We start from the raw sequence: 17,323 nt of genomic DNA, 5'->3' as shown, positions 1-17,323 counted from the left end.
AAGACCTGCCTATCCGTCAAGTCAGTGTCTCTTCTTCTTTCAAGGTCTTCAGATCCGTTGCGTCCACATCGAATTCCATGAGCTGATCCCAATCATTCGTATCGAGGAGGTCAAGCTGAGCCTCGATGAGCATTTTGAAGCGTGTGCGGAACACTTTGGACTGCTTTTTGAGTTCTTCGATTTCAATGGCAATCCTGCGGGCTTTCGAAAGTGCTTCATTGACGATACGGTCGGCGTTCTTCTCGGCTTCCTTGATGATGAGCTTCGATTCCTTCATCGCATTGCGCTTCACTTCTTCACCGGCTTCTTGGGCTACGACAATGGATTTATTCAACGTTTCTTCAATCGTCGTGAAGTGTCCAAGGCGTTCGTTCAGGGAATCAAGGCGTTCTTCTGTTTCCTTCTTCTCACGGATCAGGATCTCATAATCCTTGATGATCTGGTCGAGGAATTCATTTACTTCGTCTTCATCATATCCGCGGAATCCACGGCTGAATTCTTTATTATGTATATCTAACGGCGTCAAAGGCATGGGCGCCACCTCCAAAACTTGGTTGATTACTATCATTATAACTAATTTTTCGACAGCTTGTACCGAATTTCCTTTAATTTCGCAAAATTATTTCAAAACACCGAACGTGATCCGCCATTTATCCCGCTTCGTCTTACCGTCGATGGTCAGCAGTTTGCTTCTGCCGAACCCCCGCGTCGAGATGACATCCCCCTCTTCCACCTCGAAGGACGTACTCTCGGTTGCCCTCCAGTTTACCTTCACAAGTGAAGCTTTAATGAGAGCCTGAGCCTTTTGCCGGGAAACCCCCTGAATGGCGGAGAGGATCACATCAAGTCTCAGGGAGCTTACCGTTGTGGTATTTTCACTCCACTTCTCATCCGTGATGAATAGTTCTGCCACCTGACGCTTTTCGAGTGAGACTTTCGCTTTCCCGATCTGCTGCAGCTCCATTTCCAAGTACCCTGAGATTTCATCGGCCGCCACGAGCTGATACCGTTCCCCTTCAGTAGGGATATCCCCGAATTTTTCCCTTTTAAGACCTAGTGACATAAGCGTCCCGAGGATCTGCCTATGCTCTATTGTAACAAACTTAGCAGGGTAGTGAATCTCATACAGGCATATACCATAATCTTCTTCAGAAGGCTCATAATAGTCAGGGTAAATCAGCGCACGCTTGCGCTCCCCTGTTTTCGGAAAAAATGCGACCCTGACGCTGCCTTCGGTCCCGATGATGCTGAGGAGGATGTGCTGCTCCCGGGGATCGAGGAAATCGGTCCGTTTCTGGGCATACTGGCTCTCCACCTGCTCCTTCCATTCGACCACCTGGTCGATGAACCCCCTCTCTTCCGCTCTGAAATGCTGATAAAGTGTCGACATAGGTTTTAACTCCCTCCATGCAAAAGGACTGAACCGGTAAGGGTATCAGTCCTTTTGTTTAACTACATAATCCATAAGAAAATTTGTCTTAATCCATTGCTTGCCAGTCGAAGTACGATGAAGGCGACAATCGGTGAAATATCAATCATCCCAAGGGGAGGGATGAACTTCCGGAACTGTTCCAGATAAGGCTCGCATATGCGGGCGAGGATCTGGCCAATGGAGGTTTCCCGGGCATTGGGGAACCACGACATCAGGATATAGATGATGAGCGCCCACATATAGATATTCAATAGGGACGATAATATTTGATATAGAAGGAACATGATTCAGCTTACCACCTCGATTCTGTAAAGTCTTCTTCACTGAGGAGTTCAGAAATGTTCCCGCTCACCTCGACGTTATCTGGCGTGCACAGGAAAATGTCACTCCCCACCCGCTGGATATCGCCACCGATGGCATATACGGTGCCGCTCAGGAAATCAACGATCCGTTTCGCCTGGTCATGCTGGATTCGCTGCAGGTTCACCAAGACAGAACGGCGATTTTTGAGATGGTCGGCAATTTCCTGGGCCTCTGCGTACACGCGTGGCTCAACAAGGATCACCTTGGATGACTTTTGAACGCTCTGCAGGCTGACAACGTTTTGTTTCGTCTGTGCCGGTGACTGGGATTTCATGGGCTTCTTCTCCTCATGTTCTTCGTATTTCTCTTCCTCTTCGTATTCGTACTCATCTTCATCAAGCAGGAAAAACGTTTTAAATTTTGATTTGATACCCATTTCTACTCATCTCCTCTCAGTCATTTCCAACTAATGCCGTTCCGATACGGACAAATGTGGCTCCTTCTTCGATGGCGATATGAAAATCATTACTCATTCCCATGGACAGTTCCGTACAGGGGGCATGCGGCAGACCAAGTGCCTTGACCTCCTCCTGCAGCCCTCTGAGGCTTCGGAAACAGCTGCGAAGGAATGCTTCATCCTCCGTATGAGGGGCCATCGTCATCAAGCCTATGACGTTGATGTTTTCGAGTTCTTGCAATGATTGGATGAATCCAGATGTTTCTTCCGTGGATATACCGTGTTTTGATTCTTCACCAGACACATTGACCTGAACGAAGCAATTTACTGGCTTGTCCGCCCGCTTGTCGATTTCCACGGCCAAGGAATGGCGATCCAGTGAATGTATGTATGAAACCTTATCGATGATCTGTTTGACTTTCCTGGTCTGGAGGGAGCCGATGAAATGCCAATCGACACGGTTTCCAATGGCCTCATATTTTTCAGTGAGACCGGTGTCCCTGTTTTCCCCAAGATGTGTGATTCCTGCGGTGACGGCTTCTTCTGCCCGTTCAATGCTCACATACTTTGTCACAGCCACGACCTTCACGTCCTCAGGGGACCTGCCGGCATTTTCACATGCCTGCTCTATACTGCTGTTTATTCTATGAAGTCGTTGTTCAACGTTCATGTACATTCTCCTTCCAGCCTATGAAACTCATCATCCTTCCTGTCTTTCCGCCGTCTTGGCGGTACGAATAGAAGTCGTCATGACAGAATGAACAATGACCGGAAGTCCTGATCTGTTCAGCGGAAATACCACTTTGGATCAATAAGAGCCGGTTCAACTGTTTCAAATCCAGATGATATTGACCCTCTTCCTTTAGATTATAGGGGATGTGGGGTCCATCTTCTAGTACTTTTTCAATTTTTCCGATGACAAAATCATCTACCACATAGCAGTCTCCACAAATCGAAGGACCGATTACAACTTCGATATCCGCCTTTGAGGAGCCTGCTGTGACCATGCGATCGATCATGGATGGACCGATTTTGGCCACGGTCCCTTTCCACCCTGCATGGGCAAGACCGATCCGCCTCTTCACTGGGTCATAGAAATACAGGGGCACACAATCTGCATAGCACATCGTCAGGAGCAGATCACCAGAGGAAGCAAGAAAACCGTCCGTATCCGGGACCGCATCGTCATAGGTTTTTGAGCCTTTTCCTGCCTGCAAACCATCGATTAGCTCGATGCAATCTCCATGGGTCTGCTCTGCTGCAACCCAACGTGCAAGGGGGAAGCCGATCAGTTCAGAAAGCCGTCGACGGTTTTCCACGACTGACTCACGATCATCCCCTACATGCAGACCCATATTAAAGGAATGAAAGGGTCCACTGCTTACGCCCCCGTTCTTCGTCGTAATACCGGCGGTGACGCCTTTCCATCCAGGAATCGTATAGTAGGATTCATGTTCTCTTTTGAAAGGTTCCACAGAATGAATCTCCTTTTTTTCTTTTCCTAAGTGTATCATATGCCCGGCAGTGCGTCATTTATCAGTGGAGGATTCCGGCCCCTCGAGCTGAGCCTGTTTGTAATAATGGTCTTGTTGCTCCTTATACCTCACAAGGATGACGTCTTCGCCGATTTTGACGATATTGTTCCATGGAACGACCACTTCTTCGTCCTTCCCGAAGAACCCAAGGAGCTTTCCTCCCCCTCCTATGACGATCGCCTCGATCCTTCCACTGTCGAGATTGATTTCGATATCGGTGATATTCCCGAGTTTCCGTCCATCTGAAACACTGACAACATCCTTCACTTGAAATTCAGAAATCCGTACCACCTGTTCCTTCCCCCTTTTCAGAAAGCACACATTCTCTCTTCTAACTATATGCGAAAAAAAGAAAGACAGACCGGATCCGGTCTGTCTTTCTTGACGCTTCCCCTCTTTACAGGAGGCACGGAAGCGTATGTATGCAGTGAGGTGGGCATATCCCGACACTCCCCGCTCTCTAACGGGCACTTATTGGATATTTTTGTTCATCTGCTTGATGGCTGCCTTCTCAAGACGGGACACTTGAGCCTGCGAAATCCCGATCTCATCCGCTACTTCCATCTGCGTCTTACCCTGGAAGAAGCGCTTACTGATGATCAACTTCTCACGGTCATTCAGCCGTTTCAATCCCTCTTGAAGGGCGATTTCCTCCACCCAATGGTAATCCCTGTTCTTTTCATCACTCAACTGGTCCATTACAAATATGGGGTCTCCGCCATCATTATAGATGGGCTCGAATAGGGAAACCGGATCCTGAATCGCATCGAGGGCAAAAACGATTTCTTCATGGGGTACATCAAGCACCTTGGCAATTTCTTCTGCTGTCGGTTCCTTCGATGTTTCTCCCATCAACCTCTCCCTCACCTGCAGTGCCTTATAGGCAATATCCCTGAGGGAACGGGAAACCCTGATCGGATTATTATCCCGAAGATACCGGCGGATCTCCCCGATGATCATCGGAACGGCGTAAGTGGAAAAACGTACATTCTGGCCAAGATCGAAGTTATCGATTGATTTCATCAAACCGATGCAGCCGACCTGGAACAGGTCGTCAACAAACTCCCCACGATTGTTGAATCGTTGAATTACACTTAAGACGAGGCGTAAATTCCCATTGACGAGTTTTTCCCTTGCAGAAATTTCGCCAGATTGCATTTGCTTGAAAAGCACTCTCATTTCATCGTTCTTCAGCACGGGTAATTTGGAAGTATCCACACCACAAATTTCGACTTTATTGCGTGTCATTCTTTCCCCTCCTTGTAGGAGCTGTTGTACAAAGTTCAGTATCTCCCCGGGCAGGAAAAATATGCATGTCGGGAAATGCAATCAAGGAGGGATCTTCCAAAAAGGTTGCCACGCAGGGCTTAGACAGATGAAAAAAATTTATGTATGACATTTTTCGTCCCCTGATGGCGATAAGGACACAAAAAAACGACTCCTTTGTGCCATAAAAGGAATCGTTCAATCAGTCAAACCATTTTATTGAATTCTTTTTTTAATCGTTTGATAATCCGCTTTTCAAGCCTCGAAATATAGGATTGAGAGATACCGAGCATATCTGCTACGTCTTTTTGCGTTTTCTCTTCTTCCCCCATCAATCCGAACCGGAGTTCCATGATCTGCTTTTCCCGGTCATTGAGCTGATGAAGTGCGCTGAATAGAAGCTTTTTATCCACTGTTGCTTCGAGGTCTTTTGTAATAATATCCTCTTCCGTTCCTAACACGTCGGAAAGAAGAAGTTCATTCCCATCCCAATCGATGTTGAGGGGCTCATCGAATGAAACCTCTGAACGGATTTTATTGTTCCGTCGAAGATACATCAGGATTTCATTTTCAATGCAACGGGACGCATAAGTCGCCAGCTTGATTTTCTTCTCAGGATTGAACGTATTGACGGCTTTGATCAAACCGATGGTTCCGATACTGATCAAATCTTCTATATTGATTCCTGTATTCTCGAACTTCCGCGCGATATAGACAACAAGGCGAAGGTTTCTTTCTATGAGGAGGGATCTTGCCGCTTTATCGCCACTGGGCAGTTTTTGAAGGAGCACTTCCTCTTCGTCTTTCGAAAGGGGTGGTGGGAGGGCTTCACTTCCACCTATGTAGTGGATTTCGTCCGTCTTGAGTCCCAGTTTCAATAAGAGTTTGTACCAATAATACTGTAGTTTCAGCTTAAGTTTCTTCACAATGGGTCCCCCTTATAAGTGCTGTAATAATGAAAGCCGATTTTTTAAGATGCATGATCGACAGGCTTTCTTGCTGCCATTTGCGGATGGATGATCGCTTCAAATTGATGGTCGGGAGACAATGGTTCTTCCCGGAAGGCGATGAGACCATTGGAAACTTCCCATTCTGCTCCGGAATCTTTCAGCATGATGCGATCCGGTTTCAGTGCCGCCAAGAGCTGTCCGGTCTTTCCGATGGACTGCGCTGGTATCAACCGCATTCTGTCGGACCATGTGGACTCAATTGAATCATCACTCAAGAATTCGGTAACGTCCCCGGCAAGCTTGATAAATTCTCCCGGAACTTCGTCCTTCAGATGAGAGAGCGAGAGGATCATGACCGGGTTCTTCCCAATTGGATCCTGCAGCCCGTTCCCGCTATCAATCAGCCCTTTGACACTGATGATATATTCTCCGAAATGGATCGTGACGTCTACCAATTGGTCATACTGAATCTTGGCATACTCCAAGTGGTCTACCCTGCTCTTGGAGAAATACCAGGCAAGGGGCAATACTAGCATGACGAACACCCAACTAATCGGATCACCGAATCCCCTTACAGATGCAATGAGGGTCGAAGCCTCGGCACCCGGGTCGAAGGAGATGAAATAGTGTACCCCGATGAGGATTCCCCCTGTTAAAAATGTTACGAAATAGAACATGAGCAGATTGGCAAGGAAGAATTTCATCCGTTTGAATCCGAATGCAACCCATACCATCACGACGGAGAATGAAAGCTTCACCAACGGACTACCCGATAGATGACTGAGCGGGGAGAACGCCATAAGGATGATGACCGAGCCGATGAGCCCGCCTGAACCGACCCGCCATAAAGCATATTTCCTCTTCAGGATGATTCCGGTCAACCACAGCAGCGCACAATCCACCAGCATATTCAATAACCATATGACATCAAGGTATAAGGTCAATCTCTGCCCTCCTCATCGATGGTTCCTACGACTTACGAGAAGTATATCGCACCTACCATTCGGAAGGTTGTCACTTTTTGTACCAGATAACGGAAAACTTTTCAGGGATTAGTTCGAATCTTGTCAGTAAAAATAGAGGCGTAATAGGAGGAGGATTGGCGGGGAAAATAAAAAACCTGACAGGAAACCCTGTCAGGTTCTATCACCAATTAGCGGCGACGGTTACGGTTGCGAAGGAACGTAGGGATATCCAACGTCTCTTCTGCAGCCTGATTATTATGGTTCGTATTCGATCGAACAGGCTCTTGCTGTTGTGGTTCCTCACGTTTAGGTTGCTGCTCGCGCTTAGGAGCCTGATTCGTGTTTGGCTTAACGCCTCCAAACGTAGGGCGCGTCTGTTTCGGCTGGATCACTTCTTCATTGAAACCAGTCGCGATAACGGTGACAATGATATCATCTTTCAATTCTTCATTGATGACGGATCCGAAGATCATATTGACCTCCTGATCGGATGCTGAAGCCACGATATCGGCAGCCTCCTGCACCTCGTACAGGCTCAATGAAGTACCACCGGTGATGTTCATAAGGACCCCTTGTGCCCCGTCGATGGACGTTTCAAGCAATGGGCTTGAAACAGCCTTCTTGGCAGCTTCCGTTGCCCGGTTTTCGCCTGATGCGGCACCGATTCCCATAAGGGCTGAACCCTTGTTGGACATGATGGTCTTTACATCGGCAAAGTCAAGGTTGATAAGCCCTGGTGTTGCAATCAGATCCGAGATACCTTGTACACCTTGGCGCAATACGTTATCTGCTTCACGGAAGGCTTCAAGCATCGGTGTGCTCTTATCTACGATTTCAAGCAGGCGGTCATTCGGGATGACGATCAGGGTATCGACCCCTTCTTTCATCGCAGCGATCCCACCGCTTGCCTGGTTGGAACGCTTCCTTCCTTCGAAGGTGAACGGACGTGTGACGACCCCGACCGTCAAGGCACCGATCTCGCGTGCAATCTGGGCGATGACTGGAGCAGCACCTGTGCCTGTTCCTCCACCCATTCCAGCGGTAACGAAGACCATATCTGCTCCGCGGAGCGCTTCTTCGATCTGTTCCTTGCTTTCTTCCGCTGCCTTTTTACCGACTTCAGGATTGGCACCTGCACCGAGACCCCTTGTCAATTTTCCACCGATCTGCATTTTGATTTCTGCTTTTGATAGGTTCAGAGCCTGGGCATCCGTATTGACGGCGATGAATTCCACACCTTGTACACCATGTTCGATCATGCGGTTAACGGCATTGTTACCTCCGCCACCGACACCGATTACTTTAATTGTCGCTAATGAATCTAAATTTGTATCAAACTCCAACATGACAAATCCTCCTAACTCATCGAATCCATGGATTCCTATTTAATTCCAGGCTATCTTGATTGTTTTCAGTTTTTAGAGACTGTTATTCAAAGAAATATCCGAAGAATTTTTTCATCTTAGACATTGGTTTATCTTCTTCGTTCACTTCTTCCCTTACCTTTGCAGGCTTGGGCTTTTTAGGGCTGGGCTTTTGCTGTCTTTTTTCACCGGCTTCCACTGCAACCGGCTCTGCGCTTACGACTCTTCCTTGCAGTCTAGCATTCTTTTGAGCGTATTTGATCAATCCCACTGCAGTAGTGTACTGCGGCTCCCTCACCCCGATATAATCAGGGATCGCTACGCGCACACGATTTTGGAAAACGATTTGTGCTAATTCTAACACACCAGGGAGATTAGATACACCTCCAGTCAGAACATATCCTCCAGGAAGATCCCTGATCCCCATACGACGCATTTCATGGCTGATGAGATCGAGAACCTCTTCAAGCCTCGCTTCTATGATATCAGAAATTTCCAACTGATTGAACTGCTGATGTTGATCGCTGCCGATGATCGGCACAGAGAAGACTTCATCTTCAGATGCATGGTCGTAGTAGGCATGACCATACTTCACTTTGATCTTCTCCGCATCTTCCGTCGACGTTCTAAGGCCGATGGACAGATCTTTGGTGATGTGTTCCCCGCCTACAGGGAGCACCGTGGTAGCTTTCAAGTGACCTTGTTCGAATACGGCTATGGTAGTCGACCCCCCGCCGATGTCGATCAAAGCTGCACCAAGGCTCTTCTCATCCTTGGATAGGGCAACCGATCCTGCTGCCAACGGCTGCAGGACGATATCCACTATTTCCAATCCTGCTTTTTCAACACATCGGAGCGTATTATGTAAGATGGTCTTTGATCCCGTGATGATGGTTCCTTCCATTTCAAGCCGGACACCGATCATCCCTCTCGGATCAGTGATTTCATCCAGTCCGTCCACGATGAACTGCCTCGGGATGACGTTGATGATCTCCCTTTCAGGGGGGATTGATACGACCTGTGCCGCATCCATGACCCTTAGTACATCTTCATCCCCGATTTCCCTGTTATCACTGGAGACGGCCACGACACCATGGCAAGATTGAAGGGAAACATGATTACCCGTGATCCCAACGATGACCTGGCTTATGGAGAGGCCGACCATCCTTTCTGCTTGCTCAACCGCCTTTTTGATTGTATGAACAGTTTCGTCTATGTCTACGATGGAACCTTTTCGGATCCCTTCTGAGTTCACATTCCCTACACCGATAATGTTCAGAGAATCATTTGTCATTTCACCGATGATCACTTTCACTGTGGATGTACCGATGTCTAGGCTAACGTAAATTTCATTGCTGTTCACTCTGTGGCACCTCCTTAAAGAATGTTTGTTTCGAACAACAAGCTTAGAATAGTTGATTCTAAGTATATCTTATTATGATATTCGCTGTAATAAAAACGATTCCCTTTTAATATTCTAATTTTTTTCTCTTTTTTCTCGTTTATTTGTCCAATTGCTGATCAGTAGTCGTCGAATGACGGCAATGTTCTGGAACAACCTCACTCCAAAGGCAAAGACCGCCGCCAAGTACAAGTCTACACCAAGATGTACCCCCAGAAAAGCTAAACCTGCCGCTAGGAGGATATTGAAAAAGAAGCCAGAAACAAAGACTTTATCGTCATAGATATTTTGCAGGTGCGCACGTATCCCTCCGAATAATGTATCAAGGGCAGCCAGGACGGCTATGGAAAGATAGTTTGAATACTCATCCGGTATGCGGATGTCCGTCGCAAGGCCCAAAAAGACTCCCACCAGCAACCCTAATAGGGGTAGCCACATCGTTAACCGTTCCCTCCTGTTTCTTTGACTGGTTCCATGAGGCGGACCCTGATCGTATCTTCATAAGCCGGAATCTTAAGATCTTCCAATGGCTTCGAGATATTGACCCTGAGATTATCGATGAAGAAATCCTCCAGCGACTGTGAAACCTGCATCCGGTTATAAAGCTTTTCAGCCGTTGCATAGTCAGCTGTGAGCACCCTCACCTCAAAGGGCAGGGAACGGATCGAGTACCCGTCGACCTTGGTCTCTCCGTTGATGTCCCGGATGACGGATGTATTGACAAGGCGATGTCCGTCTATGGATATATCCGCCGCATCATATTTGTTGAGCTCATTGATGAGCCTTTCAAGAAGCTGTGGTGATACGTTCTTAACCGGTTCACCAAGGAGGAGTTCTTCCTCCACGGGCTCAATCGTGAGTGTGAGCCCGGGCCCTTCTTTTTCTGTCAGCCCCGCTTCGGCCTTAAGCTCCTCGAGGGTCTGCTTCAATGCTTCCTCGGGGCTGGATTCTTGCTGTTCCTTGTACTGTTCAAGCTTCCCTTCCACCGAACGCATTTCTGTATTCAGATTCGAATTGAGCTCTTTTTCTTTCAACAAGGCCTCTCTCAGCTCCCAAACGTCCCTCGTATCCCTTACAACGGGTTCCTGGACCGTCTGGAATTGAATGGCCAGCATAAATCCTATGATTACCGTGACGACGGTGAAGCTCACCTTTAATCTACCGCCCATTGCTTGTCACCTTTCCTTCAATACCTGGTCGGACGCCCAGCGGTTCATGAGTCCCCGAGTAGCGGTCCTAATGCAATCTCCTTTTCTTTCTCCATAGAGACGACGATATTCTCATTGAGCAGTTGATCCTTCACTCCACCATTGATATTCAAAGCGGAATTCAGAACGTCAGCGTCCCCGATTGCCGTGATTTCAAACGGAGCGGGGTAGTCCACCCCGTCCACCTGAATCACCGGACCGTTGCAAAGGACATATGAGTTATGCTTCAGACGCTGTCCGTTGATGGCCACCGCGGAGGCCCCGGCTATATATAATTCATTGATCACCTTGAAAACATGGTGTTCGTGAACGATATAGTTGTTGATGTTTTCCTCTTCAGGGTTATAATCCGCATCCGACAGTGTAACCTTGAGACCCGGGCCTTTTACTTTGGTTTTCCCCAGGTACATCCTGTATCGTTCTGCGTCTTCAGCCAGATTAAAGTAAATCTGCTTTTCCTTTGAAAAGGATTTTTCCATGGTTACCACTTTTTCCTGTTTCTCATAAAGATCTTCCTGCAGCTCATTATTTTTGCGCTGAAAATCAAGAAGTTGATCTCTCAGGGCTTCCTCCTGTTTCAGCTGTCCGTCGGTACGGTTCGATCCCTCATCCTGCTTCGAATTGGCAAGACTGTAGGAAAAGGCGAGTATGAAACCGAGGACGAGGCAGACGAGGGACAGGATCACTTGCTTACTCTTGATTTTGACCCTCTTCATCAGTGCCTTCATCCTCCGTTTCATAAGCTTTGAAAAACGAACCTACCTCCAGGTCGATGACCCCTTTCCTTGATGGATCGAGCTGACTGGCGATGGACGGATAGTGAATCATCTTCTCTGAGAACGTGCGTATGGTGGCACTAACTTCAAAACCATCATTCATATAGAGGGTGACATGATACTGATCCGTGTCCTTCGGCGTCAAATTAATCTCCGATATCATCTGTTGAATTTCAGACGGGAGTTTACCCAACTCCTTCATCATCCTCTCAAGGACTTTATCTTCTTTGAATCCTCGAAGGAGGGGTGCATCGACCGGCATGGCATCTGTCCCTTTATCAAGGATCTTCCCGTTTTCCAGAATCACATAGTAGCGTGAATCACGCGAAAGATACGCTTTTTTGTCGTGCTCCTGTATGGAAATCACATACGTATTGGGAAACGTCAGGCGTACTTCGGCCTTCTTTACTTCAGGCAGTTTCTTCAGCTTGGCTGCGACGGAGTTCTTATTGACTCCCCATACGCTTGTACCTGTTGAGATCCCACCGGCTGCAAGCACCTTTTCATCCGGGATGAGTTCATTCCCGGTCACTTCGACCTTTTTGACATGACTGAGGGGTGATTGGAAATACACCACAGACAAAATCAGGATCAGGAACAAAGTTAAGAGAAAGAAAAGCCGCCGATTCGCTTTCTTTTTCCGATGCTGTTTCAGTTTAGGGATCCTGTCTTCAATCGAAACAACGTTTTCTTTTTTCATGTCAAACGATCTCCTAAGCATCACTAATTTCTGTCATGGATTACAATCCCCATAAATGATCTGACCTTTACGGCGGCATTCATGTAGGAGAATGGAGAAAGAGGTATGTAGGATGGAGCCATTGTTTTCTATGTAAGAGAAAGACACCGGGAACAGCGTGTACCGTTATAATGAACACGGGTTGGCCAGTAAAATGTCCATCCCCTATATATACACTCTTTTCATACATTCTAAACGAGAAATATTCCTTTATGAATGCCTGTCATTGAATTGTAAAAGATTTGGTCTGCAATAGTAATAAATTCTCCTAGTTCCAGTAAAGAAAAGGAGCGACACCCACTATCCATATGTAATTTATTGTAACACCATCTAAGGAATTAGCCTATGCTTTTTTTACTGAAAACACCGTTTTCATAGGGCTTTTCGCTCTTTTTTGACGAATCTCTCCCTCCCGCTTCCGGTTTATGGATAGACGTGGAAGATAATTAGGGAATCCATACGAATTCTACGCGTTCTGAAATGAAATGATCAACCATTGATTCACACCCTTCAAGAAGGAAAAGGGCTCCCTCCCTTCATCCTAAAAGATATGAAAGACCGACCACCATCACGGAATGGCTTAAGCAATATTACCCAATATCGAAATAACGTACCCCACCGACCCATTAAAAGGATATAGGGACAGACTCCCCCCATTAAGCTTCAGATGTTTTAGATTATATTCGCGTCGCCACTCCCCTATCCCGAATCCAACAGTGCAGTGCAGCGGAGGACGACCTACTCCAGCGGGATAGTGGGCTGGTGAGACCCTGCAGGCGCAGCCGAAGCGGCTCACCGTCCATCCCGCAGGAAAGCGGTCGACCGCAGCGAAACGGAACGATCCCTTCCCCACTTACAACCAAAACAGAAAATTGGATGGCTTTTGAATCCATCTATGATGGCACTCCCCTATCCCCATCCAACAGTGCAGTGCAGGGGAGGACGACCGACTCCCGCGGGAATAGTGGACAGGTGAGACCCTGCAGGCGCAGCCGAAGCGGCTCACCGTCCACCCCGCAGGAAAGCGGTCGACCGCAGCGAAACGAAACGGTCCCTTTCTCATTTATAAACCAAAATAAAACATTGAGCGGCTTTCGATCCGATCTACGATGCCACTTCCATATCCCTAATCCAACAGTGCAGTGCAGCGAATGGCGACCGACTCCCGCGGGAATAGTGGGCAGGTGAGACCCTGCAAGCGCAGCTGAAGCGGCTCACCGTCCACCCCGCAGGAAAGCGGTCGACCGCAGCGGAACGGAACGGTCCAGATAGGATTACAAACATCTCTAAAAAAACCCGATTCCAAGTATTATATCCCACCACTCTCTCCAATCTGCCCAAACAAAAAAACCGCCCCTCCTAAGAGAGACGGCTCAATCATCTACGTTTTAGCATACCGGCTGATATTCAACAGCACTCCTACCGCCATCAGCATGAGTGTCAGAGAAGACCCTCCATAGCTCAGAAACGGTAACGTGATCCCCGTCACGGGCATCAGACCCGTCACGACCCCCACATTGATCATCACCTGAATCGCTATCATCGACACGATCCCAAGGGCAAGGAAGCTACCGAACAAGTCGGGTGCACCAAGGGCGATTCGGATCCCCCGCCAAAGGATCAAAGAGAAGAGCAGAAGCACGAGCGTTCCACCGATAAACCCGAGTTCTTCAGCCAAAATGGCAAAAATGAAATCATTTTGAGGTTCCGGGAGATAGAAGAACTTCTGTCTGCTCTGACCCAGACCGAGGCCGAACAACCCGCCCGGCCCGATGGCATATAAGGACTGGATGATCTGAAACCCCGAGTTGAGAGGATCCTGCCACGGGTCTAAAAAGGAAGTAATCCGTTTGATCCGGTAGGGAGCCGATATCACCAGGCCGACGAATCCCAGAAGGCCGATCATACCGAGAAACATAAAGTGTTTGATCCGTGCACCTGAGATGAAGATCATCACGACAGATGTTCCCACCATAACAGTCCCCGTCCCAAGATCCGGCTGCAGCATGATCATCCCGAACGCCGTGAAGACCATGAGGAGGGCCGGCAACACGCCCTTCCTGAAAGAAGTGATGTACTTCTGGTTCTCACTTAAATATTTCGATAAAAAGGCAATCATGGCAATCTTCATGAATTCTGAAGGTTGCACAGAAAAGGCTCCAACACCGATCCAGCTCCTGGACCCATTCCTCAACACCCCTATCCCGGGGATCAGAACCAATACCAGGAGGACGAAGCAGACGATGATCATCACTTTCGACCAGCTTTTCCACGTCCAGTACTCCACATTCATGATGAAGAACATGACGAGCAGTCCCACGCCGGCAAATAGCAGCTGACGTTTGGCAAAGAAAAATGTGTCATCGAATTTATAGTCCGCCCAGACAGCACTTGCACTGTAAACCATGATCAGACCGATGGCAAGCAGGGTCATAGTGACCACGATCAGTATAAAATCGGGTGTCGATTTTTTTAAAGGCAAAGTTATGCACCTCGAATTGACTTATTTGAGCCGTTCGAGCATCCTTCAAGGATTCTGCCTTCCGTACCAGTGTGCGGTTGCTCTATAAGACAAGCTCTTATTTAAGCATATGCACGGCGTCGATAAACATGTCTCCTCGTTCCTCAAAAGTGCGATACTGATCCCAGCTCGCGCATGCAGGCGACAGGAGGATCACATCCCCTGGCCGCGAATGTTCATATGCCACAGGAACAGCTTTTTCAACATTATCGACAGTGATGATGGATTCTATCCCTGCCTTTCTACCTGTTTCTTCGAGCTTCTGGGCCGTTTCACCGAACACGATGAGGGTTGTTACATTTTTCATGTATGGAATAAGATCATCAAAATCATTACCGCGGTCCAATCCACCGGCAAGGAGGATCGTAGGACCTGCGAAGGCATTCAGTGCACTTTTCGTTGCAAGGCTGTTCGTTGCCTTCGAGTCGTTATAGAACTTCCGGCCTTCCACTTCCTTCACGAATTGCGTGCGGTGCTTGACCCCTGCGAAAACGGAAAGAACCTTCCTGATGCTTTCATTCGGCACATCATACAGTTTGCACGCTGCCACTGCGCTCAGGATGTTCTCCAGGTTATGTGCTCCCGGGAGGACGATATCGTCAAGACTCACAATGAACTCATCCTTGAAATAAATCGCGTCTTCCTTGATATAGGCTCCATCAAGGACTTCTTTCGTAGTGGAGAAAGGCACCACTTGTGCCTTTGTATGAGCAACTGCTTGGATCAGATGTGTCTGATCATCATTGATGATGAGGAAGTCATCCTCCGTTTGATTCTTCGTGATGTTCACTTTCGCCTGCCAATAGTCGTGAAGACTGCCATGGTAGTCGAGATGAGCTTCATATAGATTCGTGATAATGGCGATATGCGGTTTGAACTCCTCAATGCCCATCAATTGGAAAGATGAAAGCTCTACCACCATTTTATTATGGGGCCCCGCTTCCTGTGCAACTTCTGAGGCAACCGTACCGATATTCCCGGCAATCAAAGGGTTTTGCCCTCCGTCCGCCAGCATTTCAAATAGCAGCGTCGTAGTCGTGGTCTTTCCATTTGTACCCGTGATCCCGATCATATCGGCTTCCGAGATCAGGTAAGCAAGTTCCACCTCCGTCAAGACCGGGATGCCTTTTTCGAGTGCTTTTTGAATAAGGGGATTGGTATAAGGGATCCCCGGATTTTTGATTACATATTGGAAGCCTTCATCCATAAGTTCGATGGGGTGGCTGCCGGTGATCACTTTGATCCCCTCCTGAAGGAGACCCTGGGCGGCAGGGTTTTCTGAAAGAGGCTTTTGGTCATTCACCGTGACAAAGGCATCCAGCTTATGTAGGAGGGATGCTGCCGTAACACCGCTCTTGGCAAGACCCAGCACTAATACTTTTTTATGTTTGAACTTGACTGATGATTTCACTTATAACCACACCTCGATATAAATTCCCAGGACGGCAAACAATAGGCCCACTGTCCAGAAGGTTACTACTACACGCCACTCGGACCACCCTGATAGTTCATAATGATGGTGGAGTGGACTCATTTTGAAGATTCGCTTGCCCGTTGTCTTGAAGGATGCAACCTGAAGGATGACGGAAAGGGTTTCGATCACAAATACTCCCCCGATCAAGATCAGGATGATCTCGGTCTTCGTCAGGATTGCGACTGTTGCAATCGCTCCTCCAAGTGCAAGCGATCCCGTATCCCCCATGAACACTTTTGCGGGATGGGCATTGAATACGAGGAATCCAAGCACAGCTCCTACAACGGCGACACTGAAGATGGCAACGTCGAATTGGGACTGATTCCATGCAAGTACGGCCATGGCCCCGAAGGCAATGGCGGAGGTTCCCGAAACAAGGCCATCGAGCCCGTCTGTCAGATTGACTGCGTTGGAGAATCCAACAAGCCAGAAGATGATGAATAGGCAGTAGAACCATCCAAGTTCAACGGAGATATCCGTCATCGGGATCGATACGGCCGTTGAGAAGTCATTCTGCTTGAAGATCAGATAAAAGATAATGGAGATGACGATCTGACCTGCTAGCTTCTGTTTCGATGTCAGACCGAGGTTTCGCTTCATGACCACCTTGATGAAATCATCCAGGAATCCAAGCAGTCCGAATCCTACTGTGACAAGGATCATCAGATAGGTTTCTGGACCAATATCGGAGAATCTGCCGGTCATAAGGAAGGTAGTGGCGACGATGGAAAGCAAAAAGACGATCCCTCCCATAGTCGGTGTCCCGGTCTTTTTCTGATGGGACTGGGGACCTTCGTCACGAATGCTCTGACCGAATTTCAACCTTCTAAGGAAGGGGATGAAAATTGGCGCAAGCACGGCTGTTATGATAAATGCTGCGATGATAGTATATAAGATTACTTGTTCCGTCATTCTGAATGTTCGTCCTTTC

The 17,323-nt window shown here is 47.9% G+C and carries 19 protein-coding genes; all 19 read right to left on the bottom strand.

Annotation, left to right across the window (positions count from 1 at the left end):
* Positions 1 to 16: 16 nt before the first annotated feature.
* A complete protein-coding gene (locus tag ABJ225_RS02255; protein WP_048004120.1) occupies positions 17 to 532 on the bottom strand; it encodes a DivIVA domain-containing protein in 516 nt (171 codons plus the stop codon).
* A gap of 87 nt (positions 533 to 619) precedes the next feature.
* Positions 620 to 1,390 (bottom strand): YlmH family RNA-binding protein, encoded by a 771-nt coding sequence (locus ABJ225_RS02250; protein WP_347318218.1) that lies wholly within the window; start codon positions 1,388 to 1,390, stop codon positions 620 to 622.
* A 62-nt stretch (positions 1,391 to 1,452) separates the two neighbouring features.
* Complete coding sequence (locus ABJ225_RS02245) at positions 1,453 to 1,716, bottom strand: YggT family protein (RefSeq protein ID WP_347318216.1); 264 nt, start codon at positions 1,714 to 1,716, stop codon at positions 1,453 to 1,455.
* An 8-nt stretch (positions 1,717 to 1,724) separates the two neighbouring features.
* Complete coding sequence (locus ABJ225_RS02240) at positions 1,725 to 2,171, bottom strand: cell division protein SepF (protein ID WP_053427360.1); 447 nt, start codon at positions 2,169 to 2,171, stop codon at positions 1,725 to 1,727.
* 16 nt (positions 2,172 to 2,187) lie between these two features.
* A complete protein-coding gene (locus tag ABJ225_RS02235; RefSeq protein WP_056537357.1) occupies positions 2,188 to 2,862 on the bottom strand; it encodes a YggS family pyridoxal phosphate-dependent enzyme in 675 nt (224 codons plus the stop codon).
* Complete coding sequence (gene pgeF, locus ABJ225_RS02230) at positions 2,852 to 3,667, bottom strand: peptidoglycan editing factor PgeF (protein ID WP_347318213.1); 816 nt, start codon at positions 3,665 to 3,667, stop codon at positions 2,852 to 2,854. The genes ABJ225_RS02235 and pgeF overlap by 11 nt, the downstream gene beginning before the upstream one ends.
* 54 nt (positions 3,668 to 3,721) lie before the next feature.
* Positions 3,722 to 4,018 carry a YlmC/YmxH family sporulation protein gene (locus ABJ225_RS02225; protein ID WP_056538588.1) on the bottom strand — a complete coding sequence of 99 codons (297 nt, stop codon included), beginning with the start codon at positions 4,016 to 4,018 and terminating at the stop codon, positions 3,722 to 3,724.
* A gap of 180 nt (positions 4,019 to 4,198) precedes the next feature.
* Positions 4,199 to 4,975 carry an RNA polymerase sporulation sigma factor SigG gene (sigG, locus tag ABJ225_RS02220; RefSeq protein WP_347318211.1) on the bottom strand — a complete coding sequence of 259 codons (777 nt, stop codon included), beginning with the start codon at positions 4,973 to 4,975 and terminating at the stop codon, positions 4,199 to 4,201.
* A 224-nt stretch (positions 4,976 to 5,199) separates the two neighbouring features.
* Positions 5,200 to 5,919 carry an RNA polymerase sporulation sigma factor SigE gene (gene sigE, locus ABJ225_RS02215; RefSeq protein ID WP_056537364.1) on the bottom strand — a complete coding sequence of 240 codons (720 nt, stop codon included), beginning with the start codon at positions 5,917 to 5,919 and terminating at the stop codon, positions 5,200 to 5,202.
* Between the two features lie 44 nt (positions 5,920 to 5,963).
* On the bottom strand, positions 5,964 to 6,887 hold the full coding sequence (gene spoIIGA, locus ABJ225_RS02210) for a sigma-E processing peptidase SpoIIGA (RefSeq protein ID WP_056537366.1): 924 nt from the start codon (positions 6,885 to 6,887) through the stop codon (positions 5,964 to 5,966).
* Between the two features lie 209 nt (positions 6,888 to 7,096).
* Positions 7,097 to 8,254, bottom strand: coding sequence for a cell division protein FtsZ (gene ftsZ / locus ABJ225_RS02205; RefSeq protein WP_053427367.1), 1,158 nt, complete (start codon positions 8,252 to 8,254; stop codon positions 7,097 to 7,099).
* A gap of 82 nt (positions 8,255 to 8,336) precedes the next feature.
* Positions 8,337 to 9,635: a cell division protein FtsA gene (ftsA, locus tag ABJ225_RS02200; protein ID WP_053427368.1), complete on the bottom strand. Its 1,299-nt coding sequence runs from the start codon at positions 9,633 to 9,635 to the stop codon at positions 8,337 to 8,339.
* Positions 9,636 to 9,749: 114 nt separating this feature from the next.
* A complete protein-coding gene (locus ABJ225_RS02195; RefSeq protein ID WP_053427369.1) occupies positions 9,750 to 10,112 on the bottom strand; it encodes a small basic family protein in 363 nt (120 codons plus the stop codon).
* Positions 10,113 to 10,114: 2 nt separating this feature from the next.
* Positions 10,115 to 10,843: a DUF881 domain-containing protein gene (locus ABJ225_RS02190; RefSeq protein WP_347318208.1), complete on the bottom strand. Its 729-nt coding sequence runs from the start codon at positions 10,841 to 10,843 to the stop codon at positions 10,115 to 10,117.
* Positions 10,844 to 10,887: 44 nt separating this feature from the next.
* Positions 10,888 to 11,598, bottom strand: coding sequence for a DUF881 domain-containing protein (locus ABJ225_RS02185; protein ID WP_235563579.1), 711 nt, complete (start codon positions 11,596 to 11,598; stop codon positions 10,888 to 10,890).
* Complete coding sequence (locus ABJ225_RS02180; protein WP_056537372.1) at positions 11,573 to 12,358, bottom strand: cell division protein FtsQ/DivIB; 786 nt, start codon at positions 12,356 to 12,358, stop codon at positions 11,573 to 11,575. Before ABJ225_RS02180 ends, ABJ225_RS02185 begins: the two co-directional genes overlap by 26 nt.
* A 1,420-nt stretch (positions 12,359 to 13,778) precedes the next feature.
* Positions 13,779 to 14,879, bottom strand: a complete 1,101-nt coding sequence (gene spoVE, locus ABJ225_RS02175) for a stage V sporulation protein E (RefSeq protein WP_056537375.1) — start codon at positions 14,877 to 14,879, stop codon at positions 13,779 to 13,781.
* Between the two features lie 97 nt (positions 14,880 to 14,976).
* Positions 14,977 to 16,329 (bottom strand): UDP-N-acetylmuramoyl-L-alanine--D-glutamate ligase, encoded by a 1,353-nt coding sequence (gene murD, locus ABJ225_RS02170; protein WP_056537388.1) that lies wholly within the window; start codon positions 16,327 to 16,329, stop codon positions 14,977 to 14,979.
* Entirely contained in the window at positions 16,330 to 17,304 is a 975-nt protein-coding gene (mraY, locus tag ABJ225_RS02165; protein WP_053427375.1) for a phospho-N-acetylmuramoyl-pentapeptide-transferase, read from the bottom strand. It abuts the gene before it with no gap.
* Between the last annotated feature and the right edge of the window lie 19 nt (positions 17,305 to 17,323).

Origin of the sequence: Rossellomorea sp. RS05 (genome assembly GCF_039822645.1) — a bacterium.
GTDB lineage: Bacteria > Bacillota > Bacilli > Bacillales > Bacillaceae_B > Rossellomorea > Rossellomorea marisflavi_B.
This window is presented reverse-complemented; position numbering and strand designations above follow the sequence as displayed.